The 22,899-nt window shown below is 68.5% G+C and carries 33 protein-coding genes; 3 read left to right on the top strand and 30 right to left on the bottom strand.

From position 1 onward, the window contains the following. Window positions 1–81 precede the first annotated feature (81 nt). Complete coding sequence (locus tag J0I43_RS02010; protein WP_292858183.1) at window positions 82–573, top strand: hypothetical protein; 492 nt, start codon at window positions 82–84, stop codon at window positions 571–573. Window positions 574–580: 7 nt separating this feature from the next. Here the strand turns inward: J0I43_RS02010 and J0I43_RS02005 are convergent, their stop codons facing one another. The 22 genes from J0I43_RS02005 to J0I43_RS01900 form a co-directional block, all read right to left on the bottom strand. Continuing rightward, the gene (locus J0I43_RS02005) at window positions 581–1,378 is read right to left on the bottom strand and encodes a fibronectin type III domain-containing protein (protein ID WP_292858179.1); all 798 of its coding nucleotides are present in this window, start codon (window positions 1,376–1,378) and stop codon (window positions 581–583) included. Window positions 1,379–1,395: 17 nt separating this feature from the next. Beyond that, window positions 1,396–2,028, bottom strand: coding sequence for a hypothetical protein (locus J0I43_RS02000; protein ID WP_292858176.1), 633 nt, complete (start codon window positions 2,026–2,028; stop codon window positions 1,396–1,398). After that, the gene (locus J0I43_RS01995; protein WP_292858173.1) at window positions 2,028–3,122 is read right to left on the bottom strand and encodes a hypothetical protein; all 1,095 of its coding nucleotides are present in this window, start codon (window positions 3,120–3,122) and stop codon (window positions 2,028–2,030) included. The genes J0I43_RS02000 and J0I43_RS01995 overlap by 1 nt, the downstream gene beginning before the upstream one ends. 24 nt (window positions 3,123–3,146) lie before the next feature. Beyond that, window positions 3,147–3,833 carry a hypothetical protein gene (locus J0I43_RS01990; RefSeq protein WP_292858170.1) on the bottom strand — a complete coding sequence of 229 codons (687 nt, stop codon included), beginning with the start codon at window positions 3,831–3,833 and terminating at the stop codon, window positions 3,147–3,149. Window positions 3,834–4,079: 246 nt separating this feature from the next. Next, a complete protein-coding gene (locus tag J0I43_RS01985; protein ID WP_292858167.1) occupies window positions 4,080–6,269 on the bottom strand; it encodes a hypothetical protein in 2,190 nt (729 codons plus the stop codon). 12 nt (window positions 6,270–6,281) lie between these two features. After that, window positions 6,282–6,581 (bottom strand): hypothetical protein, encoded by a 300-nt coding sequence (locus tag J0I43_RS01980; RefSeq protein ID WP_292858164.1) that lies wholly within the window; start codon window positions 6,579–6,581, stop codon window positions 6,282–6,284. A 62-nt stretch (window positions 6,582–6,643) separates the two neighbouring features. After that, window positions 6,644–6,961: a hypothetical protein gene (locus J0I43_RS01975; RefSeq protein WP_292858161.1), complete on the bottom strand. Its 318-nt coding sequence runs from the start codon at window positions 6,959–6,961 to the stop codon at window positions 6,644–6,646. 93 nt (window positions 6,962–7,054) lie between these two features. Beyond that, window positions 7,055–7,900 carry a hypothetical protein gene (locus tag J0I43_RS01970; RefSeq protein WP_292858158.1) on the bottom strand — a complete coding sequence of 282 codons (846 nt, stop codon included), beginning with the start codon at window positions 7,898–7,900 and terminating at the stop codon, window positions 7,055–7,057. Between the two features lie 75 nt (window positions 7,901–7,975). After that, window positions 7,976–8,410, bottom strand: a complete 435-nt coding sequence (locus tag J0I43_RS01965; protein WP_292858155.1) for a hypothetical protein — start codon at window positions 8,408–8,410, stop codon at window positions 7,976–7,978. Continuing rightward, on the bottom strand, window positions 8,403–8,687 hold the full coding sequence (locus J0I43_RS01960; RefSeq protein ID WP_292858152.1) for a hypothetical protein: 285 nt from the start codon (window positions 8,685–8,687) through the stop codon (window positions 8,403–8,405). The genes J0I43_RS01965 and J0I43_RS01960 overlap by 8 nt, the downstream gene beginning before the upstream one ends. A gap of 39 nt (window positions 8,688–8,726) precedes the next feature. Next, entirely contained in the window at window positions 8,727–9,098 is a 372-nt protein-coding gene (locus J0I43_RS01955; protein ID WP_292858149.1) for a TM2 domain-containing protein, read from the bottom strand. 20 nt (window positions 9,099–9,118) lie between these two features. After that, window positions 9,119–9,478, bottom strand: a complete 360-nt coding sequence (locus J0I43_RS01950; protein ID WP_292858146.1) for a hypothetical protein — start codon at window positions 9,476–9,478, stop codon at window positions 9,119–9,121. After that, entirely contained in the window at window positions 9,478–9,846 is a 369-nt protein-coding gene (locus tag J0I43_RS01945; RefSeq protein WP_292858143.1) for a hypothetical protein, read from the bottom strand. Before J0I43_RS01945 ends, J0I43_RS01950 begins: the two co-directional genes overlap by 1 nt. Before the next feature lie 21 nt (window positions 9,847–9,867). Beyond that, window positions 9,868–10,215 carry a hypothetical protein gene (locus J0I43_RS01940; RefSeq protein WP_292858140.1) on the bottom strand — a complete coding sequence of 116 codons (348 nt, stop codon included), beginning with the start codon at window positions 10,213–10,215 and terminating at the stop codon, window positions 9,868–9,870. After that, complete coding sequence (locus tag J0I43_RS01935) at window positions 10,215–11,129, bottom strand: hypothetical protein (protein WP_292858137.1); 915 nt, start codon at window positions 11,127–11,129, stop codon at window positions 10,215–10,217. Before J0I43_RS01935 ends, J0I43_RS01940 begins: the two co-directional genes overlap by 1 nt. Window positions 11,130–11,145: 16 nt before the next feature. After that, on the bottom strand, window positions 11,146–11,511 hold the full coding sequence (locus J0I43_RS01930) for a DUF2190 family protein (protein ID WP_292858134.1): 366 nt from the start codon (window positions 11,509–11,511) through the stop codon (window positions 11,146–11,148). 1 nt (window position 11,512) lies between these two features. Continuing rightward, on the bottom strand, window positions 11,513–12,772 hold the full coding sequence (locus J0I43_RS01925) for a head maturation protease, ClpP-related (RefSeq protein ID WP_292858131.1): 1,260 nt from the start codon (window positions 12,770–12,772) through the stop codon (window positions 11,513–11,515). Next, a complete protein-coding gene (locus tag J0I43_RS01920; RefSeq protein ID WP_292858128.1) occupies window positions 12,769–14,136 on the bottom strand; it encodes a hypothetical protein in 1,368 nt (455 codons plus the stop codon). The genes J0I43_RS01925 and J0I43_RS01920 overlap by 4 nt, the downstream gene beginning before the upstream one ends. 14 nt (window positions 14,137–14,150) lie before the next feature. Then, window positions 14,151–15,815, bottom strand: coding sequence for a hypothetical protein (locus tag J0I43_RS01915; protein WP_292858125.1), 1,665 nt, complete (start codon window positions 15,813–15,815; stop codon window positions 14,151–14,153). Then, window positions 15,769–16,398, bottom strand: coding sequence for a hypothetical protein (locus J0I43_RS01910; protein ID WP_292858122.1), 630 nt, complete (start codon window positions 16,396–16,398; stop codon window positions 15,769–15,771). Before J0I43_RS01910 ends, J0I43_RS01915 begins: the two co-directional genes overlap by 47 nt. Next, window positions 16,391–17,650, bottom strand: coding sequence for a DNA methyltransferase (locus J0I43_RS01905; RefSeq protein ID WP_292858119.1), 1,260 nt, complete (start codon window positions 17,648–17,650; stop codon window positions 16,391–16,393). Before J0I43_RS01905 ends, J0I43_RS01910 begins: the two co-directional genes overlap by 8 nt. 158 nt (window positions 17,651–17,808) lie before the next feature. Beyond that, window positions 17,809–18,156, bottom strand: coding sequence for a hypothetical protein (locus J0I43_RS01900; RefSeq protein ID WP_292858116.1), 348 nt, complete (start codon window positions 18,154–18,156; stop codon window positions 17,809–17,811). A 67-nt stretch (window positions 18,157–18,223) separates the two neighbouring features. Between J0I43_RS01900 and J0I43_RS01895 the strand changes: the two genes are divergently transcribed. After that, on the top strand, window positions 18,224–18,412 hold the full coding sequence (locus tag J0I43_RS01895; protein ID WP_292858113.1) for a YegP family protein: 189 nt from the start codon (window positions 18,224–18,226) through the stop codon (window positions 18,410–18,412). Here J0I43_RS01895 and J0I43_RS01890 read toward each other — a convergent pair whose 3' ends face one another. The 4 genes from J0I43_RS01890 to J0I43_RS01875 form a co-directional block, all read right to left on the bottom strand. Continuing rightward, entirely contained in the window at window positions 18,413–18,733 is a 321-nt protein-coding gene (locus J0I43_RS01890) for an HNH endonuclease (protein WP_292858111.1), read from the bottom strand. A gap of 2 nt (window positions 18,734–18,735) precedes the next feature. Then, the gene (locus J0I43_RS01885; RefSeq protein ID WP_292858108.1) at window positions 18,736–18,954 is read right to left on the bottom strand and encodes a hypothetical protein; all 219 of its coding nucleotides are present in this window, start codon (window positions 18,952–18,954) and stop codon (window positions 18,736–18,738) included. Window positions 18,955–19,058: 104 nt separating this feature from the next. Then, window positions 19,059–19,412 (bottom strand): hypothetical protein, encoded by a 354-nt coding sequence (locus tag J0I43_RS01880; protein WP_292858105.1) that lies wholly within the window; start codon window positions 19,410–19,412, stop codon window positions 19,059–19,061. Between the two features lie 216 nt (window positions 19,413–19,628). Continuing rightward, complete coding sequence (locus tag J0I43_RS01875) at window positions 19,629–19,898, bottom strand: hypothetical protein (protein ID WP_292858102.1); 270 nt, start codon at window positions 19,896–19,898, stop codon at window positions 19,629–19,631. A 34-nt stretch (window positions 19,899–19,932) separates the two neighbouring features. On the opposite strand from J0I43_RS01875, the gene J0I43_RS01870 reads away from it, so the two are divergent. Continuing rightward, window positions 19,933–20,298, top strand: coding sequence for a hypothetical protein (locus J0I43_RS01870; protein WP_292858099.1), 366 nt, complete (start codon window positions 19,933–19,935; stop codon window positions 20,296–20,298). Between the two features lie 18 nt (window positions 20,299–20,316). On the opposite strand, the gene J0I43_RS01865 is transcribed toward J0I43_RS01870, so the two are convergent. From J0I43_RS01865 to J0I43_RS01850, 4 genes are read right to left on the bottom strand one after another with little or no spacing between them, the layout of a single operon-like run. Then, window positions 20,317–20,931, bottom strand: coding sequence for a hypothetical protein (locus J0I43_RS01865; protein ID WP_292858096.1), 615 nt, complete (start codon window positions 20,929–20,931; stop codon window positions 20,317–20,319). After that, window positions 20,928–21,218 (bottom strand): hypothetical protein, encoded by a 291-nt coding sequence (locus J0I43_RS01860; RefSeq protein WP_292858093.1) that lies wholly within the window; start codon window positions 21,216–21,218, stop codon window positions 20,928–20,930. Before J0I43_RS01860 ends, J0I43_RS01865 begins: the two co-directional genes overlap by 4 nt. Continuing rightward, window positions 21,215–21,712: a hypothetical protein gene (locus J0I43_RS01855; RefSeq protein ID WP_292858090.1), complete on the bottom strand. Its 498-nt coding sequence runs from the start codon at window positions 21,710–21,712 to the stop codon at window positions 21,215–21,217. The genes J0I43_RS01860 and J0I43_RS01855 overlap by 4 nt, the downstream gene beginning before the upstream one ends. Then, window positions 21,709–22,791, bottom strand: coding sequence for a hypothetical protein (locus J0I43_RS01850; protein ID WP_292858087.1), 1,083 nt, complete (start codon window positions 22,789–22,791; stop codon window positions 21,709–21,711). Before J0I43_RS01850 ends, J0I43_RS01855 begins: the two co-directional genes overlap by 4 nt. Window positions 22,792–22,899: the final 108 nt, after the last annotated feature.

Raw genomic sequence — 22,899 nt, 5'->3', positions numbered from 1 at the left:
CGGAACGATTTGCGGTGGTGGAGGGAGCCACGCGGCGGGCAGAGTAGGAGCACACCACTCGCAGCAAGGGAGCACGAGAACATGACCACCATCGCCTTCGGAGGGCACGTCACCGTCGACCACCTCGCGGACGTCATGCAGCCCAACGTCTACCGCCTCCCGGCGCCCATCACAGGGCCGGCGTATCTCAAGCTGGAGACCAGCGATCCGGCCGCGTTGGCGGGTGCGGAGGTGAAGATCCACGTCGGGCGCCCGAACGACGACGTCGGCCCCGGTAGTGGCGACGGCGGACGCGCAGGTGTTGGTGTCAGTCTCGGCGAGCCGCGTGGAACGAAGGGCGGATGGGACAGCCCTTCGCAGGGCGCAGAAGAGTACGTCTTCCCTGACACCTATTTGGGGTTCACCGTTTCCCCGACGAAAGAGATTTCGCTCTACTCGCTGCAGTATCGTGCGGCGTGGCACCCCGGCGGGTGGCTCGACGCACCCCTCACGTTCCCCATCAATGCGGAGATCTCCGTCGATGGCAGCGTCGTCGCCTCGACGTCCGGTGTGGTGACCTACCTGCCCGCCTGATCCCGCGTCAGGCCGGGTCGACGTAGATGCCGTTCTTCGGCACCTTCACCGCTGCGGCAGGCACGTATCCGCCGTTCTTCGGGACCATAACCTGCGCCGCGGGCACATACCCGCCGTTCTCCGGGACCCACACGCGCGCCGCCGTGCGGGTCGCGAGCAGCGGGGACCGCTGCGAATAGCCAACAGCGTTGTGCGCGTACACCGCCCACCAGTACTGAGTGGCCGGGGTGAGGTCGGTGACGGTCCGCGAAGTCGCGTTGCCGGCATTCGGGTAGTCGACGTACGGGCCAGTGCCATCGGGGTTGGAGAATCGGCGGAGGAGCATCTGGTCGATCCCAGCGCCGCCGTTCGATGGGATCGACCAGGACAGCTTCATGCCCGTCGCGGTGGTCTCCGACACCGTCGGTGCGGCAGGGGTCGCGGGCACGGTCGCGAGACTTGGCGCCGCCTCCCACACGGTCACCGAGCCGGAGCCGACGTAGAAGTTGTCGCTGCTGACCGACAGGGTGATGCTCTGGCTGGGCGCGTACCCGTTGCCATCGTGCTGCACCCAGAACGACCCGCCGCCGAGGTACATGGTCGACCCGGGGTTGATGTAGAACGCGCCGCCGCCACCGCGAGAGGTCGACCAGTTGTTGCCGTCACCGTAGACGCTGCCCGAGGTGTTGATGCACTCCGCGGACCAGTTGAACAGCGACCGCTTGTTGGCGTTGTCGACGGTCCCGGAGAAGACGAGGTTGACGCGGATTTGTACCGGGCTCGTCGCACCGTTCGAACGGACCAGGGAGGCTGTGTTGCTCGCCATTCAGCGCCCTCCGACCTTCAGGGAACCTGCGACCACGGCACGTCCGCAGGCGCCGGCTGGACAGGCGAGAAGATGAACGAGTCCGTCACCCACTCCGGCAGGCCCGTCGCCCCGATCCGCAAGAAGTATGTCCGGTCGGTGATGTAGACGCGGGTGCCGATGCGGGTGAGGAAGTCGCGGACCATCCGGTTCTTCGCGAAGCATCCGCCGTCGCCGTGCCACACGCGAAGGTCGATGATGTCCTGCGCGGCGGTGTTCCCGGCAGAGAACCGGACCAGCGCGATCGGGTGATCGTCCTGCACTCCCGGTTCCGCGGCGCGTCCGGCGGGGATCTCCTGTGCTGCGGTCCCCTGGATGAGGACGGGGGTGGTGGCTTTCGCGCCCCAGTCGCGTCGCAGCACCACGAGATCCCACCGGTTCCCCGATGCGACGGGCGCGGCGGTCAGGTGCTCCACGGCATCCGAGGTGTCGAGGATTCCCTGCCCCGCTGCGCGGCCCGCCTGCACGTCCAGGACACGATCGCCGGTGCCCGCGCTCACCGCGAACGCGTCAGGCCCGAACACGGAGTACTGGGCGCCGGCGTGCTGCAGCAGCACACCGAGCTCGGCGTATGTGACCGCCCGCTCGAATCCGACAGATGTGATCGCCATCAGCGCCTCTTCTCGTCTCGCGCGCCTCTCGCGAGGAGCGCAACCTGTCGCCCGAGCTGCACGTCCGGGTCGTCGTCGGCGGTGCCGAGCTTCGGAGTAACGACGACTCCATCTGGGTTGTCGTCGATTCGCACCTGGGTGATCGCCTCGAGCTGATCCAGCGGGCCAACCTTGACCCGCACTCGGTCGCCGACGAGGAAGTGCTGGGCGAATCGGAAAGCGTCCGTCTCGATCAGGTCCATAGAGACGCCTGCGGTCGGCCCGCCCGCGGCGAGCGCCTCATCGGCGTCGGGCTCGAGGCTCGACCCTTCCTCCGTGTTACGTGCGTCGACGAACGACTCGATGATGTCGCCCCACTCAGATTCGAGATCGCCGTTGACCTTCTCGAAGAACTCGCGGTCTACGCCTTCGCCCCTACCGCCGACGATCACCCTCGTGGCCGTGGGGGCGTCACGGGTCCACGAGTATGCCTCGAGCTTTCCGGTGAGATCGGAGAGGACCCCGGCGACGAGCACGGCCTCGCGGACATCTACGATCACTGCATCATCGACATACGCGAGCTCGAGGATCAGGTCCGCGGCGTCGAGCAGCGGGACGATCTTGTCGGCGAGTGGATGGAAGCGGAACTCCATCCGGGCAGACGCGCCGCGGCCAAGGTCCGGCGCGACCGACCATGCGACGCCGAGGCGGGCGAAGTTCGCCGTCATCGCAGCTTTCGCGATCGTCTCCGTCGGCCCTGAGTACCGCGCGTACTCTTCGTCCTGCGCGGTGACGGCCGCGCTGGGGACCGGACGTCCATGCCAGTCCCAAAGCTTGCGGACGTCGCCCTCGACCCGGATCGTCGTCTCGCCCACCGGCCCATGCCCTGGTGTGGCGGCGACACGGCCCCGAAACCACTCGCGCCCGCGGAACCGGAATCCGCACCGAGCACCGGGAGCGGTCGCCTCGGGTAGGGCCGGATGATCCGCGTCTAGAAGGAACTCCGTGAAGCTCACCTCGTTGCGTAGCAGCGTCGTCGACGAGGACTTCGCGACGACGAGCCGTCGGAACGCGTCAACCTTGTCGTAGATCACGAAGGAGACAGCGTCGTCCATGGGCACACCTCCGGATGGTCTGGGCTACAGCGCCACGTAGTGAAGTGGGATCAGGGATGCCTGAACCGTCGCGGCATCCGCCGGCCCGATGATCGAGAGCGGCATATCGACGCCCGGAGGGATCGGTGCCCACTCGACGAGTCCCATCAGCGATGTCACGTCGTCGTTGTTCCGGAGGGCGGCGACGTTGCGGGGGTCGGTGTCGATGATCAAGGTGTCGCCCGCGACGAGCGGCACCTGAACCGTCGCAGTCACCCCGCCCAATCCCAGCGTGATCGACCCTGGCTCGACGGCATCGAGCGCGCGGACCGTCCAAGTTGGCCACGCCTCGACGGCCCCGGGGTTTCGCAGCGAGGCCGACGAGAACGTTGCTGTTGGGGCCGGGTGATAGTCGAGGTCCTCGGGATCGGCGGGGATGAAGTCCTCCGGCTCCTCACCACCGAACACCGCTGTGCGGATCACGTCGCCTTGCCAGAATGGGTTCTCCGCCTCGAGCGAGATTGGGATGATCGCCCATCCGCGCCGGTAGGGATCGACGGTGAATGTGTATTCCTCGTCGAACACGCCCGTGAGCTGAATGCGCCGGGTAACTCCGCCCGCGGTGATCTCCCACGTGCCCGGACGGTCCGGGGTGATTGTTGCGAAGAATCGCTCATAGACGTCCTTCCACGCTTCGCCTCCCCCGCCCCACACGTAGAGCGGCCAGAACACGTCACGTGACTCAGCCCGGTGCCCGCGTAGACGGAAACCCGGGACCGCGCGCGACACCGACTTCGACTTGCTGATCTTTGGGAAATGGAGACCCTTCACGCCATCACGAAGGAGGTGCAGTCCTTCCCGCCAGTTGTTCAGGTCCCACCGGGAGCCGTCCGGCCCGACCCACACAGATGTGATGCCGACCCACGAACTGACCGCTTCGGGCGGAACAGGCGGGGCGGCGAGCGCCATAGGCATACGTCACCCCACCTTCCGTGTCGCACCCGTTCGGTAGTTCGCCGCGCGCTTCTTCTTCTCGATGCGGTCCACGAGCTCGTCTACGTCCTGTGTGTGCACGTCCCCGTAGAACGCCACCGCGGGTTGTCCGCCGGAGACCGAACTCGACGTCTGGACTCCAGTGGTTGCCGAGATCGTGGTGAACGAGCTCGATGTGAACAACGCTCGTTCACCGTTCGAGAAGCCAGATGACCACTGCTCGAGAAGCGCGGCTCCCGACTTCGGCAGATCTGTCCACCCGCTCCCGGAGAAGATGCCTCGCTTCGCTGGCGAGTGCGGGAAGAACCCTGCCGCCCATGAGAGGACCTCGTTGACGGCGTCGCCTACCGCTCCGATGCTCGCCCGAATCCCGTCTACGAAGCCGCCGATCAAAGCCCGCCCGGATGAGACCAGCCAGTCGCCGGCGCCCGCGAACACGCTGAGAATCCGCGATGGCACGGACGCCACGACGCCCACCGTCTCATCGATCTTCGACCGCACGACTGTTGCGAGCACGTCGGCCGACGTTGAGACGGTGTTCAGCGCGCCGCCGAACGCTTCGCCCATGCTGTATGCGCCACGGAAGACGTCTCCCAGGGGTCCGACGAGGCCCGTAAGCGACGTCGTCACGGAGGCGATGCTCTCGTCGCCGGAGAGCAGCCCGAAGAACGCCGACCACAGCGCCGGCTGGCTCGACATGTTCTGCGAGACCAGCACCAGGATCGGCACGAGAGCCTCAACCAGCTGGATGACGCCGGGAAGTGCCTGCGCCACCGCCTGGAACAGCCCAGGCATCTGAGGGAGCACCTCGCGAGCCATCTCAGCGAAGGCGGGGAGGGCTTCCTTGAACGCTTCCGCGAGAGCGGGTCCCTGCTCCTCGGCGAGCTTCGCGATCTCTGGCAACAGGTCGTCGCCGATGATCGTCGCGAGCGACTGCGCAACCGGCAAGAAACCCTCGCCGATCTTCGCCCGGATGTCATCCCACGTGGCCGCGTTGATCCGGTTCTTGTTCGCGAGTTGGTCCGACGTGTTCGCGAAGTCGCCCTGCACCTTGGCGGTCTGCTCGAGCAGCGCACCGTACCGCGCCTGGACCTTCTGCGCCTCCGAGAGTTCGGACCCCGCCGCAGCGATGCCGTGCGAATAGGCGTACGCCTCGACGGTCGCCGCGGAGAGGTCGATGCCGTACTTCCGCAGCGGCTCCGATTCACCCGCGAGTCCAGACTGGAACGTGGCGAGCGCGTCCGCGACCTCGATGTTGAAGACGGACGCGAAGTCGGAACCCCGCCCGACGAGCTCGCTGAAGGTGGCGGCGATGTCGCCGCCTGGACCTGCGATGGTCTGGACGAACGACGAGAACTGCGTCGCGTAGGAGTTCAGTTCACGCTTGCTCAGCCCGAAGGCCTTCGCGCTCCCTGCGCCAAGCTCGAGCACCGCGCGGGCCGCGTCGCCGTAGGAGACCTGGACGGCATTGATCGACTCAGAAAGATCGGACGCGACCTCGATCGAGCCGACGATCAGTTCCCGGGCATTGCGGACCGCGGACTCGATGATCTGCCCGAGCCCGACCGCCGCGATCACGCCGACGACGGCCGCCTTCAGGCCTGAGAGTCCGCCGAGGAAGCCGCGCTTGAAGCCCTCAGTGCCGTGACTGCCGGCCTGCTGCAGCTGGTCGCCGGCGTTGTCAGCCGCCGACGCGAGACGGTTCTGAGCCGACCGCAGCTCGTCGGTGGACCGCTCCGTGACGTCCTGAGCGGCCTTCAGCTGGCGGGTGGACGACTCAAGCCGTTCCTGCGCGCGAATGACCTGGGACGAGTCCGACGCGTACTTCGCGCGCGCCTCCGCGAGCTGCGCTTCCGCGACGCGAACCTTGCCCGCAAGGTCCTGCTCTTTCAGGCGCGCCGTCGAGAGCGTGCGCGTCGCTTTCGTGACGTTCGCTTCGAGATCTCGCGTCGCCTTGTCGGAGAACCCGCTCGACTGCTGATCGAACGCAGCCTTGAAGCCGGCGCCGACCTGCTTCCCCGAATCCTGACCCGTGCGAGCGAACGCCCGCTTGAAACCGTCGCCGCCGGACTTCGCCGCCGCGTCGGTCTCCTTCGAGACCGCGGCGCGGAATCCGACGAACGTCGGGACGACGGCAACCGTCCCCTGTCCGACCTGAGGGCCACCACGAGACATGCGGTCCTCCGCTCATTCAGGGAAAGCGGAGACGGCGTTCAGTCGCGCTTCGTAATCGGCGCGCATCTCCGGGGTGAGGTCCTCGTTGTTGTCGTGACGCCGCCACGGAAGGGGAAGCTCCACGGGCTCGGGGAACGCCTTGCTATCGCGGCGCGAGTTGAGGGTCGATTCGGCGTGCAGGATCGTTGCGATTTCCGCGTGAGACCCCGCCCGCACGAACCCGGCCATCTCGGCGAACAGGTGGGAGCCGGTCTCCTTCGCGAGCTCGCCGATCCACGCCCGGGCTTCCCCGTACGTGAAGTCGCGGCCCACCCGCGACAGCCGGACGCCGAGATACCGCTTGAAGTCCCATGTGAGCGCGGAGCGGTGCTCCTCTACGAAGCCGAGGAGCTCAGGGATTCCCCCAGGGGAAGCATCGCCGCCTTCGAGAACTCGGTGAAGAACGTGCGCATGAAGCGAGCCTTCTCGAGGCCACCGAGCTTCGCGTAGGTGGCCTGCAGATCCTCACCGAGCCACTCCGCGATGACGTCGAACTGCTCGCTCTCGGTCTTGTCTCCTCCGAGGGCGGCGTCCATCACCTCGGCGGGGAAGTCCAGATCGATGATGAAGTGAGCGCCGGCTTTCGACGTGTAGCGGAACACGTCGTCGACGACGTCATAGTGGCCCTTCGCGGGCATCTTGGAAGTGGGCATGCCGAGCTCTCTTTCGTGGGTGAAGGGTGTGGGTGAAGTGGGTGCGAAGGCGGGGCGGCAGCGTCACCCACGAGCACTGCCGCCCCGCGGTCGTTACGCGACGGAAGCCGCGCCGCCGACGAGCGACGTGCCGTCGACGGCCAGGTGTACGGCAGTCGGGAACGCGATCGCGACCGGCCCGGAACCCGACGAGGTGACGCCGCTGATCCCGGTCACGCCAGACAGCGCGTTGATCGCGGAGGTGATCGCCGCCGCGTTCGCGTTGTACGCGAGCGGCGCCGTCGCTACACCGTTCACGATGAGCGTGAACGAGCCGCCGGTCGGTGCGCCAGTGATCGACAGATCCCACGCCGACTTCGCGCCGGAGGCGGGCGACATGATCACCCACTCGCGGAAGTGCCCGCCGATCCCGAGGTCGCGGTTGATCTTGAACGAGAGCGCGTTGCCCATCACGCCGCCGCGTTCGTTGCGGTCCTCGGTGGAAGAGCCGAGTTGGACGATCGGGGCCTGACGACGTCGCACGGCGCCGTTCTTGAAGATCTCCTCCGAATAGACGACCCATCGGGTGTTGTGGCCTCCGCCGTCGATCACGGTCATGCCGTTGGCGTCGGGGGCCATGCCGGAGACGATCTCGCGCACCTTGGCGCGCAGCGCTTCGGCGGCGGTGATCGCGAGGGTGACGTCGGCGAGACCGGAGGGGATCGAGTAGCCATCCTGCCAGAACTCGATCGGGTCGCCGGAAGCCGCCCACGCGAATTGCGGGCCGCCGTCCGTCTTCAGCAGACCCATGGGGGTGAACGCCCCCATGAGCGACGCGATGTCACCCTGGTTGCCCTGCGCGGGAGTGAGGAGAGGGGTTCCGAACGGCGCGAACGCGATCCGGCCGGAGACCGGAACACCGACCGCCGCGATGTCGTTCCCAGAACTGTCGACAGTCATGGGGTGTCCTTTCATGACGAACGCCCCTTGCGGGGCGTGATTGTGGAGGTCGGGCGGTTCGCCCTGTGGGTGAAGTCAGACGGCTCGCGCGACAACCGCGAGCGTTGCGGTCATGTAGACGCGCGCCCGAGCGGGCGCCTCGTCGACCATGTACGGGCCGTTCACAGAAAGCACCGCCGCGATCGGGTTCGACGGGTCGGGCGACGGCAGGAGCGGAATAAGCGCTCGTACGATGAGCGCGAGATCCTTCGCTACCTTCGGGCTCCGCTTCGTGCCGGCGAGAACCGTGAGTCCGATCGACGCTTGACCGACATGTAGCTCGTCGTCAGTGGTGCCGTCGTCGCGAACGACCAGCAGCTTCGCTGGCCAATCCTCGTACGGGCGATCCGGCTCGACGCGGTCCACCTCGACCTCACTGCAGACTGGTTCCGGCCTTGAGGCGAGCAGGGACCGAAAGCGCGCGGTCAGGTAGAGCTCGAGATCATCGTGGATGAGGATCGGGTCAGGCACGTCCACGTCCCGTCGCGTTGGCCCGGAGAGCACGCGCGAGCACGCCCCGCTTCGACTCGATGATCATCGACTTCGGGTCGGTTGCGATCACGAGCCCGACATACCGCCGCTGGAACTTCCCGGCGGTCGCGATCCCTGCCTTGTAGTCGCCGGTTGCTTCTGGCGCCGACGCACGGGCAGTCTCCGCGATCGCCTCGGTTGCGGCGTCGACGAGGTCGATCACGCCCTGAGAGCGCGAGAGGTCGTCGAAGAACTGGTTGTTGAACGTAACGGGCATCGCGCGCCTCCAATCCGTCGCGGGCGCGCGAGGGCGCCGCTACGGTCGCATGTTTCGTTCTCGGGTCATCGACGGAATGAGGAAGAGGTCGACGATCCACCAGACGACCACCGCGCCGATCATGAGGAACCCGACCATGACCACGGAGAGCGCCCAGCCGATCCACCACAGCAGCAGCATGGTGATCGCACTGGCGGTGTATCCCAGGTAGAAGCGGTGCGCTGCGAAGCCTCCGAGCAGGATCAGAAGCAGGTACGCGATGCCGGTGTCTTTCATGGGGCGCGTGTGGATGACGATCGGGGCAGCGGTTGGGGCCAAGGGTCCCCATGCGTACCCGTCCCACCACTGCATCACGCCTCGCTGATTCGGGTACCAGCCGGGAGGTGTCGCGCTCGGGCGGTCGATCGTCATGCGGCAGATCGTAGCGGGTCTCAGCCGACCGAACGGGTCAGCGGGATCTCTCGCGGCGGGGTCCACCCGGTGAACGGGTTCGCGTCCGCCGCCGGCGGGATGCCATTGATGTCGTACACGGGCGCACCATCGCCGCCCGCGCGGATCCGGTCACCCTTGCGAACGTCGACCGCGCCATCGCAAAACAGGGACTTCGACTCGGCAGCCTGCTCGCGCGTCGCAGTCGCGAGCAGCGACGTCGACGTCTGCGCGACGAACGCGCCCAGGATCGGGAGGACGTCGGGATCCGACCAGTCCTCATCGACCTGCTTGCCCGAGTACTGGTTCAGGATCGGCTTCGCGCGCAGCCGGTAGACGGTCACGCCGTGCGGGAAGTCCATCAGCAGTCCTCCGGCCACATGCGCTCGAGCGAGCGTGACGGCTTCGGGAACGAGCCGACGGGCTCTCCAGGTGCGGGCGTCACAGCCGCGCACAGGCCGCGGAGCGCGCTGCGGTCGTCGTCGGTGAACGCCGAGCCGACGTCGCGGTACACGACCGCGGCGGGGCCGATGCGCTGCGACGCAACCTGCCGTGATCCGCGCGCGACGACTTCCGCGCCGACGGCGGTGAGGATCGCGATCGCGGTCTTCTTCTCCTCGGACTCGTCCGGGAGGGAGTCGAGGCAGGGGGCGATGGTCCGCGCCACCGCGAGGACGCGTCGTGCGACGTCCTCACCGACCGCGAATGGGAAGTCTGCGGGTGTGAGCATGACCATCGCCCCCTCTCCTGATTACTCGCCCGGCGCGCCGACGAGGCCGACGGACTTGGCGTGCTCGACGCCCTCCGCGGTGAAGTCGTCGGTGATCGGCGTGCCGCGGTACACGTACCGCTCGCCGCCGGCCTTCAGCGGCAGCACCGCGACCGGGCCGATCACCTGCAGCGCGGATGCCGCCTTCTCAGCTTCAGCGACCCGGGCGGCCTCCGCATCGGCGGCATCCTGCGCGGCCTTCTCAGCTGCCGCCTTCTCGGCTGCCGCGGCTTCCGCCGCAGCCTTCTCCGCGTCGGCCTTCGCCTGCGCTTCGGTCGCGGCCTTCTCAGCTGCCGCCTTCTGCTCGGCGGTCTGCTGTGCGGCGGCCATCAGAGGCCCGTGCCCGTCAGCTGAACGCCCGCGAGGGGCTCGGTCACGACCGGGACCGTGACGCGGCGCGCGCGGACCTTGTAGCCCTCCGCGTCCTCGTCACGGATCGACTTCACCTCGACGCCGAAGTCGCCGGCCGACGCGTAGTTCGGGCCGCCGAGCTTCTCGTCGGCCATGCCGCCGAGGTTGTCGCGGTCGAGGAGCAGCGGGTTCGCGCCCTGGAAGTTCGGCGTGGTCGCCCACGTCAGCCCCAGGGCGTCGACGGGCAGGTTGCCCTTGATCGCCGTCTCGCCGGACTCGCGCGGCAGCGCCTTGTCGTCGATCAGCATGCCGATGACCTTCGCGTACTGCGCGGGACGCAGAACGATGGTGTCGAGCTCGAGACCGATCCCGAGGTTGGCGCGCTCCGCCTGGATGGTGAGCAGCGCCTCGACCGCGGCGCCCGCGCTGTCCCACGTGCCCGACGTGAACGTCGACGACACGCGCGACGCGATGACGGCCATCGCGACCTGATCGATGAAGCGGATCACCGTGTTCGTGACGCGCAGGATGCCGCGGTCGACGTAGAAGCGACCCTGACGCGCGATCTTCTCATCGGAGATCATCGTGTCGAGGCCCCACTTGTCGGTCTTCGCCGCGACGACCGTGCCGTCGTCGAGCACCACGAGCGGGTACTCGCCGAGCGGGCTGATCGCTTCGGGGTTGTCCGCCGCGAACACAGGCTCGCCGGTCTCGTAGAAGATGCCGCCGCCGGTCGCATCGAAGCGGCCCTGCAGAAGCCAGTCCGCGATGAACTTCATCTTGGACAGCTCGGCGACGCGCTTCGCGATGACCTTGTTGTTCTGCAGCAACAGGTGCAGCTGCGCCGTGGTGAGCGTCCCCGTGGGGTGCTTCACCGGGTAGGTGTATCCCATGTCGTGGGGTCCTCTCTCAGATGAACAGGACGTCGATGACGTCGTTGTCGGCGGCGGCGGCCTCGAGCGCGAGACCGATGGGGTTGACGGTCGAGCCGACCGTCTGGATCTTTCCGGTGGCGGCCGCAGAGACCTTCACGCCGGCGGCGATCGCGCCCGACGCGACGAGCTGCTGCACACCGCCCGCGCGGGTGAACACGGTGACCCGCTCCCCCGCGAGCGCGTCGAAGCCGGCGACGCCGACGACCGCGGCGGAGTCCGCGCCGGCGGGGCCGACGGTGCGGTTCCCGGTGATCGCGACGAGGCGACCGCCGGTAACGTCCGCGGATGCCGAGAACGTCACGGCCTGGCCGGGCTTGAACTTGGGCAGGTAGTCAGCCATCTCAGACCTCCTCGGTGGTGTCGTTGCCCCACGCCATCGCGTAGAGCTGGTCGTCCGAGGACGCCTCGGGCGGCTGGAAGCCGAGCTCCGCGACCGGGATGGCCGTGTTCTTCGGCATGGAGTTGAGCAGGGCGGTCGTGCCCTCCTCGTTGGACTCGAGCAGCGCCGCGAAGTGCGCGCGCGAGGCCGGTGCGATGCGACCGTCCTTGAGCGCGGCGTCGAGGATGCCGTCGCGTCGCGTCTGGGCCTGCTCGGCGCGCGCTGCGGCGCCCTGCGCGGCCTGCGTCTGCAGGTTCGCGAGGACCGCGGCGTCGATCGCGACGACGCCCTCGGGCAGCGCGGCGGTGGGGGTGGGGTCGGCCTGCTCCGCGAGCGCCTGGTCGAGAGCGGTCAGGACCGTCTCTTCCGAGGCTTCGGCATCGGTCACGCCGAGCCGATCGCGAACGCCAGCCAGGAAAGCGTCGCTCATCGCGAGCTCCTTTCGGTTGGGGTTACCCGGCTCGGTCGAGCTCGGGGTCTGGAGGGCCGGCGCCACGGCGGCGGCGACCCGGTCGGGGAAGCGGGAGATCGGGATGACCATCGCGGCGTCCTCGATGTCGTCTTCGTCGATCGGCTGGTCACCGACCGTCGCGGTCTCGCCGGCGTCGGGGATCGTCGCGACGCGATCGGCGAGCCCGAGGCCCACGGTCTCCGTCGCGGTCAGCCAGGTCTCCGCGGCGAGCAGCGCGGCCCAGTCCTTCGTTCCGGCCTTCGCCTGGTAGATCTCGATGCAGGAGCGCTCGACGCCGTCGAGCATGTCGGCGTTCTTGCGGAGGTCGACCGCGTTGCCCCAGGTGATCATCCACGGGGAGTGGATCATCATCTGGGTGCCGGGCGACATCACCGTCTCGTCGCAGCCGGCGGCGATGATCGACGCGGCGGATGCCGCGAGCCCGTCGACGACGGCGGTGACCTTCGCCTTGTGCGCGCGCAGAAGGTTCAGGATCGCGATGCCCTCGAAGACCTCGCCGCCGGGCGAGTTGATCCGCAGGTTGATCTGCGACACCGAGTCGGGCAGCGAGTCCAGCACACCGGAGACGTCCTTCGTGGAGATGCCCCAGTAGCCGCCCCACGAGTCGATCGGCCCGTACATGCGAATCGTGGCGATCGACCCGTCACCAGACGGCGCCGGCGTCGTGACGGCGTTGAAGAACTCCCGCTTAGTCTCCGGCGGCGGCACGCTCCCCCAGTAGCGGGTGGTGCGGCGGTTGTCCTCGGTCATGCATCCTCCTCGGGTGCGGCCGGCGCGGCGGCCGGGATGGTGGTCGGTGCGACCCGAGCGGTTTTCTCGTCCTTCGCGGGCAGCCGGTAGCGGGAGCGGGTCGCTTCCTCGAGCACGGCATCCGGGATCACAACGCCGGCGTCGATCAGCTGGCCGAGACCTTCGGGGGTGATGGCCTGGTCCTCACCGATCACGGCGGGCACGATGCGCGGCGCGGGTTCCGCCTCGCCCCAGTTCCAGTCGACGAGGTCCTCGACGACGTGCTGCTGCATGACGTCCGCAACCTGCAGCGACAGGGCGTTGAGCGATCCGGTGAAGAAGTCCTCGAACGTCGCGCCGAGCGCGTAGGAGCCCTTCGAGCTGTCGCCGCCGAGGTTGAGGAAGTTCGCGAGCATGCTGCGCGCGATCTGCTCGTCGTAGTACCGGATCGGCTTGTCGGTGTCGGGCAGCCGGCCGTCGACGCCCTTCAGCGTCAGGCTCGCCGAGTGCGGGATCGACGCTCCCGCACCGTCACCGGCGCGGAACTCCTTCGCGACCCTCAGGCCGGCGTCACGTTCTGATGTCTGCCAGCGGTCCCGCTCAGTCGGGCTCTTCGCGACTGCCTCGGGCATCTCCGCGCCCTCGTACACAGGCACACCGAGGCCGTTGCGTTCGAGGGTCAGCGCCTGCGTGCGGAGGCCGCGGTCCTTCAGCAGCCACATCTTGTAGGCGGTGCGCAGCAGCGACTGGCCCAGCCAGTTCGCACCCTCCCGGTCGTTCACGTACGCGACGAGCCGCGCGACGGGAATCCGGATGTCGGACCCGGAGAGCCCCTCCTGCTCGATCGCTTCGAGCCCGCCGTCACGGGCGACGACGATGCGGGAGATCGACCGCGGCGGACGCCACCCGAGCTTCCGCAGGTAGACCAGGCCGTCCTGCACGAAGAACACCTGCTCGAAGAACGAGTGACCGTACACGAGCTCGAGGAGCGCGTGCCGGAGGTGCTCCTCGAACGAGAACCGTCCCCGCGTGCGGAGAAGTCTCAGCGGTCCGCGGCCCTTGATCGGCAGACCGAGGTTGTTGGCGACGTGCTCGACGACGACGCCGCGCGCGCCGGCTGGGTCGATCATCCAGGGTGTGCGTCGGATAGGGGTCGTCACCGCACGGAGCACGGACCCGACCTGCGGGTCCTCTCGCCGCATCCGGTGGTACACCTCGAGGGATGCCGGCCACACGAGCTCCGCGTTCGTCTCGTGCGACTCATCCGAGAACATGCCCCACCCGGGGAGCTGCGCCGACTGGTAGCCGCGCTCGACGGTAGCCGGGCGCGAACCCGGGGCCACGGCGACGGGCTGGAAGAGACCCTGCTCGTTGAGCTGCAGCATGGGCGGTCCTCCTGTCAGAACGCGACGCGCGCGATGTTCATCTCGTCCGGCACGACGTCGTCGCGACGCACGGTCTCCGCCACGGGCGGCGGGGCCGGCGGCGATTCGGGGTCGGGCGGCACGAGGACCTCGAGCGCGTAGAGCGCCTCGGTCATGGCCACCAGGCCCGCGATGTCCACCGGCTGGGATCGGGTGCGCGACCAAGCGAGGTTCTCGGCGTAGTGCGTGACCACGCCGCCCTCGACGGCGAGGTCCACGTCGGGCTGTTCGATCACGACGAGCTGCCCGTCGCGAACCCGGTCGCGCATGCGGCCTGTGGCGATCGCGAACTGGCCGCCGTCGAGCTTGTGCACGGTGAAGCCGCGCTTCTCCAGCTCGTCGATGAACTCGACCGCCGGGCATCCCTTCGCCTGGACGGCGACTTCCCAGCATCCCGAGTCGATCGCGAGCTGCTCGAGGTAGTCAGGCACCCACATCATGCCGGCGCGCCGGTGACGCACCGTCGCGAACGGGCGGCCGGAGTCAGTGCGGACCGCGGCACCGACCCACGACATCGAACGATCGGCTGCGGTGTCGACGGCCCACACCGTGCGCGCGCCGCGGCGGATGCTGACCTCCGGGATCGGCGTGTGCCTGAGCCGCCAGTCCTTCGGGCTGATGAACGAGTTGACGGCCGACGTCACCCACTGGCAGAGCACCTCGGTGCGGTACGACGCCTCGAGCATGTCGCGGGCGTCCTGTAGGCACTGCTCGATCGTGATCTCGCCGTGCCCGATGCTCGGGTTCGCTTGAAGGATCGCATCGACGTCGTCGAGCGCACACCCGTCGGGCGCTGACCATTCGAACAGCGCCGACGTCGGCGCCTGCAGCTCGCCGTTCGCGTATGCCTCGAGCTCGTCGATCCCTCGCGCGAGCCACGCCTCGATGTCGGCGATGAGGTTCTCACGCATCTTGCGGAGCACGACGGAACGCACGTCGCCGGCGTTCGAGATACCCCACAGCTGCGAGTTGAAGATCGCCTTCGTGGTCTGCGCGACCGAGTCCCACGCATCCCATGTCTGCTGCTCGCGCATCTCGTCCATCAGGACCCGCGCCGCGGTCTTCCCTCGGCCGCCCTTGCGGGATGCGGCGCGGACCTCGTAGTGCGCGCCGTTGCGGAGGTAGATGCCGGGCTGGCCGTTCTTCCGCTGGATCTTCGCGACGGCGCGTGCGAGCGCCGGCACGCAGCCTTCCTCGTTCTCCTTGTCGCACCACCGGCCGGTGAGGTTCCACACGTCCTGCGCGGTGTCGAGGTTCTGCGCGGTGCCGAGCACCTTGAACCGGAACGGCGGGAGCCGCTCCTCGAACCGGTCGGAGTCGACGAACAGCCACCACGCTGCGAGCACCGCCGCGAGCAGACTCTTCCCGTTCTGGCGCGCCACGAGCACGATCACGCGACGGAACCGGAACGTGCCGTCAGGGTTCAGCTCGAGCGCATGGATCAGCAGCCACTTCTGCCACGGGTACAGGTCGATCCCGAGGAACAGCAGAGCGAACTCGATGACCTCGAAGCCGAGCGACGTCTCCGGCGTGAGCTCGCGCAGCGGGCGCGTCCACAGCCGCGGAGTCTCCGATCCGAACAGTCCCTCGAAGTCAGCTCGCTCCCCCGCGTCGGCGGTGCTTGAAGTCGTCGAGATCAACCGGACCGCCCTCCTTCGGCGCCGAGGCCGCCGCCGGGTCGGGTGCCGGCATGGACGCCTGCAGCGCCGCGCGCGCCGCCGGCGTCGCGCCGAGCTCCCGCAGCCCGTTCCACAGATGCGGGAGCAGGTACATCGCCTTCGTCGCCTCGAGCGAGGTCCCGTTCGCGACGGCGTGATCGATCTGCCGCGCCACCTGCCGCAGCGAGGCGATCAGCGCACCGTCCGCGGCTTGGGTCTTCAGCTCCTTGAGCGTCGCTTCGAGCGCATCGGTGATCGCATCCTTGACGCGGGTCGGCTCGCCGAGCATCCGCTGACGTGCCTCCTGGATGCGGAGCACCCGGTCGACCGCCGCGACATCGCCGCGGAGCGCCTTCGCCCAGACCGCGCGGTGAAGAGCGTCGAGCCGTTCGAGTTCCAGGATCCGCGCGGGGCTCTGGTCCATCGCTACCGGGGATGCCGCGATCGCCGCCTGAACCGCCGTCGTCGCCTCGTCGACAGTGCAGTCGAGCTGCTCGGCGATGACCTCGTACGTCGCCGCCGCGAGGAACAGCTTCAGCGCGCGCCGCGGGTCGACCTCAGACACACGCGACCTCCAGGAAGTCGACCTCGACGCCGTCGCGGACAGGGACGATGCCGGTGTGCTCCTGCCAGCGCCGGCAGATCACATCCGCGTAGCGCGGGCTGAGCTCGACGAGCACAGCGCGACGCCCGAGCCGGTGCGCGGCGATCAGCGTGGAGCCGGATCCCGCGAACCCGTCGAGGACCCACCCGCCGGGAGCACACGAGTTCACGAGCATCCGCTCGACGAGCTCGACAGGCTTCATCGTCGGATGCACCGCCGAGCGTGTCGGCCGCTTCACGTCGAAGACGGTCGACGAACGGTTGTCGCCGTGCCAGTGCGCGCCGCCCCGACCGAGACGTCCCTCACCGCCGGGCAGGAACCCGTAGGCGAGCGGCTCGAAGTCGCGGTCGACCTCGCCCTCAGCGATCGGCTCAGACTGGTAGTGGTAGTCCGCACGGGACAGCACGAACCGGTCCTTCACCCACATCAGCGTCTGCCGGTACCGGATGCCGAGACGCTCCATCGCCGCCTGCAGCGGGACGCGGAGCACGTCCGAGTGCGCGACGTAGACCGGCGCGCCGGGCCGGCACAGTTCGGCGGCGACCTCGAGGAACGCGACCGCCACGGCGACCGCCTCGTCAGCACCATCGTTCGCGATTGTCAGGCCCGTGCCGCCGACGTACGACACCCCGTACGGCGGGTCGGTCCACACGCACGCGATCTCCGCACCCGCGGCCGCGGCGCGCACGGCGTCGAGCTCTCCCGACGAACCGACGAGCAGCCGATTCGGGCCGAGCTGCCACACGTCACCGGCGCGCGAGATCACGTCTCGCTCGTCGGGCAGGTCAGGCACGTCGTCCGGGTCTGTCAGCGACACCGGCGTCGACAGCTGCGCGAGCAGCTCGTCCAGGTCCGAACTCGTGAAGCCGGTCCCCTCGAGGTCACCCGCCGCGACCATCGCGGCCGCGAGGTCCTCGTCGTCGTACACGCCGAGATCCGCGAGCCGATTATCCGCGAGCACGATCCGGTGAGCGGTCTCGTCGTCGACGTCGACCGTCGTCGCCTGCACCGACGCCCAGCCGAGCGCACACGCCGCCAAGAACGTGTGATTCCCCGCAAGGATCTCGTTCCGACGCCCCGTCAGCGACCCGACATTCACGACCAGCGGCCGATACTGCCCGTGACGCTCCAGCGACGCAGCGATCGCGCGCACATCGCCGCGACGAGGGTTCCGGTGAAACAGCACCAGGTCGTCAACAGCGAAATCCGCCACCACGAGCCGCCCAGACGCCGAATCGACCACCGTCAGCCTCCAATCAGGTGCCAGACGCGCACGAGCGCGCGAAGGGGGGCCGCCGTCAGCCCGGGGAGAGAGGAACCCAGCGCGCGGGAGGTGGTCCGCCTCGGGCCCCTCCGTGGATTTTCTGGGGGTCAGGCTCGGATGAGTTCGCCGGTGGGGCTGGTGGCGAGGCATGCCATGAGGGATGCGGCTTGGTCGATGGTGAGTTCGGGGTCGACGCCTTCGTCGAGGTAGATGGTGTCGGCGGTGATGCCGCGGTGTCCGTGTCCTCGGCGGGAGCGGATGATCACTCGCCCTGCGCCGTCGTAGGTGATGCGTTCGAGGCCGTTGGCTCGGCGGATGTGGGCGCCGTGTGGTTCGGCGTGCATGGCGATCTGTTCGAGCGCGTCTCGTGCGTCGGTCTGGGTGCGGGTGATGACGAGGACGCGGCGGCCGGTGAGGGCGTCGTGGTGGATGCCGTGCGCGGCGTAGCGGTTCATGGGCTCTCCCTCTGCGTCGTGGTGTCCGTGTACCCTCGGCGTCACACCGAACCGATGGGAGTGCAGCGTGGCAACTCGACGGATCTACAAGCGGGCTGATGGCAAGTGGGCGTGGCAGCTGAAGGCTGACAACGGGAATGTGATCGCGACGGACGGCGGTCAGGGGTACAACAACGAGGACGACTGCCGGGCGATGGCGGATGCCGTCGTGGGTGGGAAGTACGCGAACGCCAAGAAGACGATCAGCCGCGACTGATCACCACCAGGGCGGCATCTCCTCGCCGAGCCCGGCGGTGGGTGCTGCGGTGCCACGCTCCTGGTTGCAGGCCTTGTGTGCGTGTTCGAAGTTGTCGGGGTCTTCCTGCAGCTCGGGGTGCGTGCTGACCGGGAGCCGGTGGTCCAGGTGGTGGGAGTCGGGTGTGGTGCCGGCGCCCGCGGTGTAGTCGATGCGGCCCTTGCAAATCCAGCAGACCGACAGCTGCCGGGTGGCGGGGTCATCGTCGTAGCGGCGGCCGTCGTCGAAGAACTCGTCGCGGAGCCGGTGCATCCGGCGGGTGTTGGTGCGGGCGCCGGCCATGGTCAGAGTTTCGCGATGCGATCTGCTGCGGCGTGCAGGGCGGTGGCGACGTCGCCCCAGATCTTCGCGTCGTCGAGGGCGACGGTACCGCGGACGCTGCCGGACAGGCCGTCGCGGCTGATGGTGACGGACACGGGCACGAGGACCTCGGCGACCTGCTGGGGTTCGGAGTCGCCGATCTGCACGAGGACTCGTGCCGTGAGGTTCCCGGTAGCTGCCATGGCCGTCCCTTCGGTGGTGGTCTGGCATCCCGGCCGGGCGGAGCGGCACGCGACCCCGACAGGTCTGCGGTGCATGGTGGGCTCAACGCCCGGCCGGGATGGTTTCAGCTCAGCGGGATCTCGTCGCCGAGGTGGGTGACTGCGAGGCAGTCGGTCACGATGAGCACGATTGCGGAGCGGAGTTCGCCGTGGATGTCGTACTCGAGGATGTCGCCGACGCGGATGCCCGGGTCCCCGGGGTGGAGGGTGCGGGGCGAGGTGGCGTCGATGCTCGCGATCGCGGCCGTCGCTTCGGTGATCAGGTCGGCGGCGTCGTGCGCACGCCACCCGGTCGCGTCTTGCAGCGTGTCGATCAGCTGTTGGAGGCCGGCGCGGTCACGGTCGGCATGCAGCTGGTCAATGTTGCGGCGGTTGGTGGCGTAGAACGCTGGGTGTCGGGGCTCGTGGGTATCGTCCACTGCAGCCCTCCAATCGAGTCCGATCGATGGTGGGTTAGGCCCCGGCGAGCGTTGGCGCGCTCGTTCGGGGCCGTCTTGCGGGGGTCGAGGGTTGGAGGGGTCGCTGCCGGTCGACGTTCCTCGGGATGAGGGTGAGGGTCTTGTCGACCGGCTGGGCGAGTGGTGCTCGCCTCTCCGCGACACCTTGCCGACTCTGACGTTAGGGGCGGAAACCACTCACCGGTCAAGCACGTTGACATTCGGGCGTGTCGCGCCGTGTGCGGTCTCCTGCGCGGCGAACAGGGCGCGGAGCCGGTACTGGTGTGCGGGGTCGTTTTGGAGGCGTTGACGCCACCAGGAGAGGAGCACCTGTTCGTCGACGACGCGGACTCGTTGCCCTTCGCGTGTCTCCCATGTCATCGGCATGCCGGCCTGCCGCCAATACCGGATCGCGCGGCGTGACCGGCCGACGCGTTTCGCGGCTTCCCGGTAGGTCAGCTGGGTCATGGGTGGTTCGTGCTTTCCGCTACGGTGACGGGCTATGGATGATGCTTCGGGCGGTCGCGTGGATGGCGGCGGCGACAGGATCGACGGGAAGGCATTCCGGGATTCGATCTATTGGCTTGTGATGTTCGCAACCGCGTTGCTGCTCGCGTTCGTTGTGCTTGCTACCGCGTTCGTGTGGAACCTCAGTGGTCTCGCAGACCTGTTGCCCGCGCAGATCGCGGCGTTCGTCGCCCTGATTGGGGCGTGCGCAGCGATGGCGATCTCCGCGGCACCTGACGAGCCGCCGACATCGAGGTGGAGGTTAGGCAAGCGCAGCTGGCGCACCTGGTTCGGTCTGGTGAGCTCTCTCGTCGCCGTGATCGGGGCGAGTGCCGTCGTCATAGCTCTGATGCCGGCTTGATGCATCGGCAGCGGGTCATCAGGCTGTTTCTCCTTCGGTGTAGATCTGGCCGCAGACCGTGCAGGCCTTGGTGAGTACCGCGCCGCCGCCGACACCGTCGACCCAGTCGACGAGCACAGCCTCCTGCCCGCATGTGCGGCAGCGTTCCGGTCGTGCACGGCGGACGGTGCCCGTGTGGAGGCGGGCCCGCGCACGGCGGATCAGGCGGAACAGGGCCGCCTCCAGCTCGTCGAGATCCGGCCACGCGAGGATGTGCGGTACGACCGAGGCGAGCCACCCGTTCGCGGCGTACGCCCACTCCCGCGCCAGCTCGACGTCGTCAGGGAGCGTGCCCGGAAGCTGAGGTCCTTCGATGCCGAGGTGGCTGCTCGCTCGGGTGATGTACGCGCGGGTCGCGTCCCATACGGCGCGTCCGTTGCGAGCCTCGGGACCGTCGACGATGGGCATGTTGTCGATGTAGCCACCGCCGGACAGTCGCTCTCGGAGAGGCGCGGCGCGTATGCCGCGGGCGGCGACGACGATCGTGCCGGTGACCTCGACCACAGCGGGGAGCTGGTCGACGTGCCAGAGGAACCGTTCGACCCACTGCTGGTAGGCGGCATCGGGGTCGATCGCGTCGAGAGGGATCGTCATCGGTTCACCGCCTCAAGCGCGCCGATCGTCGGGCACGGCCACGGCTGCCAATTGCCGTCGTCGGCGCCGCACCCCGCGCACACGCGCATCCGTCGACCAGACGGGAGGTGGAGGGCGTCGACGGGGTCATGGATGCCGCGGATGACGGCGTCGGCGTCCCTACGGGTGACGAGCTCGCTGAGCAGATCGAGGATGTCACCGTTGGTGAGCGCGTAGCCGGCGTCGGGCTTCCCGGCGATCATGCCGCGGAAGTCGTCGACGGTGGCGCGGAGATCTTCGATGGTCATGCGATCTCCTCCTCGATGCGCGCGATCGTCGCGTCGTCGAGGCGGCGGAGGCCGAGCGCGCCCGTGTGCGGGAGGGGCTCGACGAGCGGGCGCGGGTTCGCGAGCACCAGGTGCTGCATCCATCCGCCGCGCGGCGCCGGCCCCTCTGCCCACGGCGAGCAATGATCGCGACAAGTGCCGTGCTCGGGGCAGTCATGGCGGAGGTAGCCGCACCCGCGGATGACACTGGCGCTGTGCATGTCAACGAGGTCGACCAGCCCGAGGACCGCGCCGCGCACGTCGAGGCGATCCCGCACCCATGCGGTCTCGCGTGAGACCGCTGCGCGGTACAGCGGGTGCTCCCAGAACGGGTGGTCTTCATCGAGGATCTCGCGGCCGGCCACGATCGCGACTGGACCGCGGTACGGGCCGAGGCTGCGGGTGCGGTTCTCGACATCCTTCCCGGCATAGATGATCGCCCACGCTGCGGGCTGTCGAACGGTCAGGGCTCTCATGCTGCTCCTCGCTGTCGGAGTTCGGTCTGGTCGAAAGCGGCGAGGCCCAGCTCGTCGCGGATGCGGCCAACGGTCTTCACGTCGCAGTGGATGGTCTCCGCGATCCGACCGTCGGACCATCGGGCGGCGTGAAGGCGGGTCACGCACTCGCGGCGCTCCGCCGGTGTCAGCCGGACACGCTCGCCGGCGATCGCGAGCTCGACGGCCATGTCGTCGAGGCCGCCCTCCTCGTCGTCGGGGACGGGCGGATCGACGTCGTTGTCGATGTCGTCCCACGCAAGGGGCGGCAGCCATCGGCGCTGCTTCGCGTACGCCACCGTGCGGGTGTAGGCGATCTTGTCGCGCCACTCCTCGTTCGGTGGCAGCTGATCCCACAGCTCCTCGAAGAGGCGCTCAGCGCGCCGGTGGAGGTCTGCGGTGACGTGCTCGCGGGTCATCATGACGCCGAAGTTGCTGCGCTCGACGCCGAGACGGTCAGTGAGCTTCGACTGCGACCATCCGCGTGCGACGAGCGCCTGCATCCGGCGGTGTGTTCCGCGGGCCGGGATCCTGGCGCCCCCTGCGAGCAGGGAGATGTCGGGCTTGACGGAGAGGATCGCTTCGGCGGTCTCACGCTTGATGCGCTTCTGCATCTCGCCCTTCCGCGGGCCGGGATCCTGGCGCCCCCAGATCACGTTCCGCACGGGCGTGATGCCGAGGCCGGCGATCGAGGCGACGCGCTTATAGCCGAGGCCGAACTCGCCGAGCATGATCAGGTGCTCACGCACGGGATCGGCGTCGACGAGGCCGGTGTCGTAGCGGCCGTACGCCTTCAGCTGCAGCCGGCGGTAGTTCCGCTTCGTCTGGGATGTCACGCAGTCGTCGCAGCGGCACTGGTGGTGGACGTAGCAGGTGCCGACTTCGCCGTGGCGGTGATCTGGTGGGCAGATCTTCGGGTTCTTCACGCGCGGCGGGAGCTTCGCGTGCTGGTCGAGGGTGCCGGCCTTCATGGCCGCCTGGTAGTGCTTCCGGCAAAGGCGGCGCGCGACGGTCGTGTCGGTGCATCCGTCGACTGTGCAGGTGCGGGGCTTCCCGGCCATCAGCGTTCTCCTCTCGTGCAGGTCTTCTCGGGTCCGTGGGCTCGGCGCATCTCGTCGACGGCGGCCTTCACGACCTGGGGGCGACTGCAGACGTCCTGTCCGCAGGTG

Origin of the sequence: Microbacterium sp., from assembly GCF_017305435.1 — a bacterium.
GTDB lineage: Bacteria > Actinomycetota > Actinomycetes > Actinomycetales > Microbacteriaceae > Microbacterium.
Note: the sequence above shows the minus strand (reverse complement) of the source record. Positions and strands in the feature narration are given on the sequence as shown.

Excerpts from the sequence above, each read along its gene's own strand:
- J0I43_RS02010 (WP_292858183.1), top strand. The coding sequence starts at position 82 with ATGACCACCATCGCCTTCGGAGGGCACGTCACCGTCGACCACCTCGCG.
- J0I43_RS02005 (WP_292858179.1), bottom strand. The coding sequence starts at position 1,378 with ATGGCGAGCAACACAGCCTCCCTGGTCCGTTCGAACGGTGCGACGAGC.
- J0I43_RS02000 (WP_292858176.1), bottom strand. The coding sequence starts at position 2,028 with ATGGCGATCACATCTGTCGGATTCGAGCGGGCGGTCACATACGCCGAG.
- J0I43_RS01995 (WP_292858173.1), bottom strand. The coding sequence starts at position 3,122 with ATGGACGACGCTGTCTCCTTCGTGATCTACGACAAGGTTGACGCGTTC.
- J0I43_RS01985 (WP_292858167.1), bottom strand. The coding sequence starts at position 6,269 with ATGTCTCGTGGTGGCCCTCAGGTCGGACAGGGGACGGTTGCCGTCGTC.
- J0I43_RS01975 (WP_292858161.1), bottom strand. The coding sequence starts at position 6,961 with ATGCCCACTTCCAAGATGCCCGCGAAGGGCCACTATGACGTCGTCGAC.
- J0I43_RS01970 (WP_292858158.1), bottom strand. The coding sequence starts at position 7,900 with ATGACTGTCGACAGTTCTGGGAACGACATCGCGGCGGTCGGTGTTCCG.
- J0I43_RS01960 (WP_292858152.1), bottom strand. The coding sequence starts at position 8,687 with ATGCCCGTTACGTTCAACAACCAGTTCTTCGACGACCTCTCGCGCTCT.
- J0I43_RS01955 (WP_292858149.1), bottom strand. The coding sequence starts at position 9,098 with ATGACGATCGACCGCCCGAGCGCGACACCTCCCGGCTGGTACCCGAAT.
- J0I43_RS01950 (WP_292858146.1), bottom strand. The coding sequence starts at position 9,478 with ATGGACTTCCCGCACGGCGTGACCGTCTACCGGCTGCGCGCGAAGCCG.
- J0I43_RS01945 (WP_292858143.1), bottom strand. The coding sequence starts at position 9,846 with ATGCTCACACCCGCAGACTTCCCATTCGCGGTCGGTGAGGACGTCGCA.
- J0I43_RS01940 (WP_292858140.1), bottom strand. The coding sequence starts at position 10,215 with ATGGCCGCCGCACAGCAGACCGCCGAGCAGAAGGCGGCAGCTGAGAAG.
- J0I43_RS01935 (WP_292858137.1), bottom strand. The coding sequence starts at position 11,129 with ATGGGATACACCTACCCGGTGAAGCACCCCACGGGGACGCTCACCACG.
- J0I43_RS01930 (WP_292858134.1), bottom strand. The coding sequence starts at position 11,511 with ATGGCTGACTACCTGCCCAAGTTCAAGCCCGGCCAGGCCGTGACGTTC.
- J0I43_RS01925 (WP_292858131.1), bottom strand. The coding sequence starts at position 12,772 with ATGACCGAGGACAACCGCCGCACCACCCGCTACTGGGGGAGCGTGCCG.
- J0I43_RS01920 (WP_292858128.1), bottom strand. The coding sequence starts at position 14,136 with ATGCTGCAGCTCAACGAGCAGGGTCTCTTCCAGCCCGTCGCCGTGGCC.
- J0I43_RS01900 (WP_292858116.1), bottom strand. The coding sequence starts at position 18,156 with ATGAACCGCTACGCCGCGCACGGCATCCACCACGACGCCCTCACCGGC.
- J0I43_RS01890 (WP_292858111.1), bottom strand. The coding sequence starts at position 18,733 with ATGGCCGGCGCCCGCACCAACACCCGCCGGATGCACCGGCTCCGCGAC.
- J0I43_RS01885 (WP_292858108.1), bottom strand. The coding sequence starts at position 18,954 with ATGGCAGCTACCGGGAACCTCACGGCACGAGTCCTCGTGCAGATCGGC.
- J0I43_RS01875 (WP_292858102.1), bottom strand. The coding sequence starts at position 19,898 with ATGACCCAGCTGACCTACCGGGAAGCCGCGAAACGCGTCGGCCGGTCA.
- J0I43_RS01870 (WP_292858099.1), top strand. The coding sequence starts at position 19,933 with ATGGATGATGCTTCGGGCGGTCGCGTGGATGGCGGCGGCGACAGGATC.
- J0I43_RS01865 (WP_292858096.1), bottom strand. The coding sequence starts at position 20,931 with ATGACGATCCCTCTCGACGCGATCGACCCCGATGCCGCCTACCAGCAG.
- J0I43_RS01860 (WP_292858093.1), bottom strand. The coding sequence starts at position 21,218 with ATGACCATCGAAGATCTCCGCGCCACCGTCGACGACTTCCGCGGCATG.
- J0I43_RS01855 (WP_292858090.1), bottom strand. The coding sequence starts at position 21,712 with ATGAGAGCCCTGACCGTTCGACAGCCCGCAGCGTGGGCGATCATCTAT.
- J0I43_RS01850 (WP_292858087.1), bottom strand. The coding sequence starts at position 22,791 with ATGGCCGGGAAGCCCCGCACCTGCACAGTCGACGGATGCACCGACACG.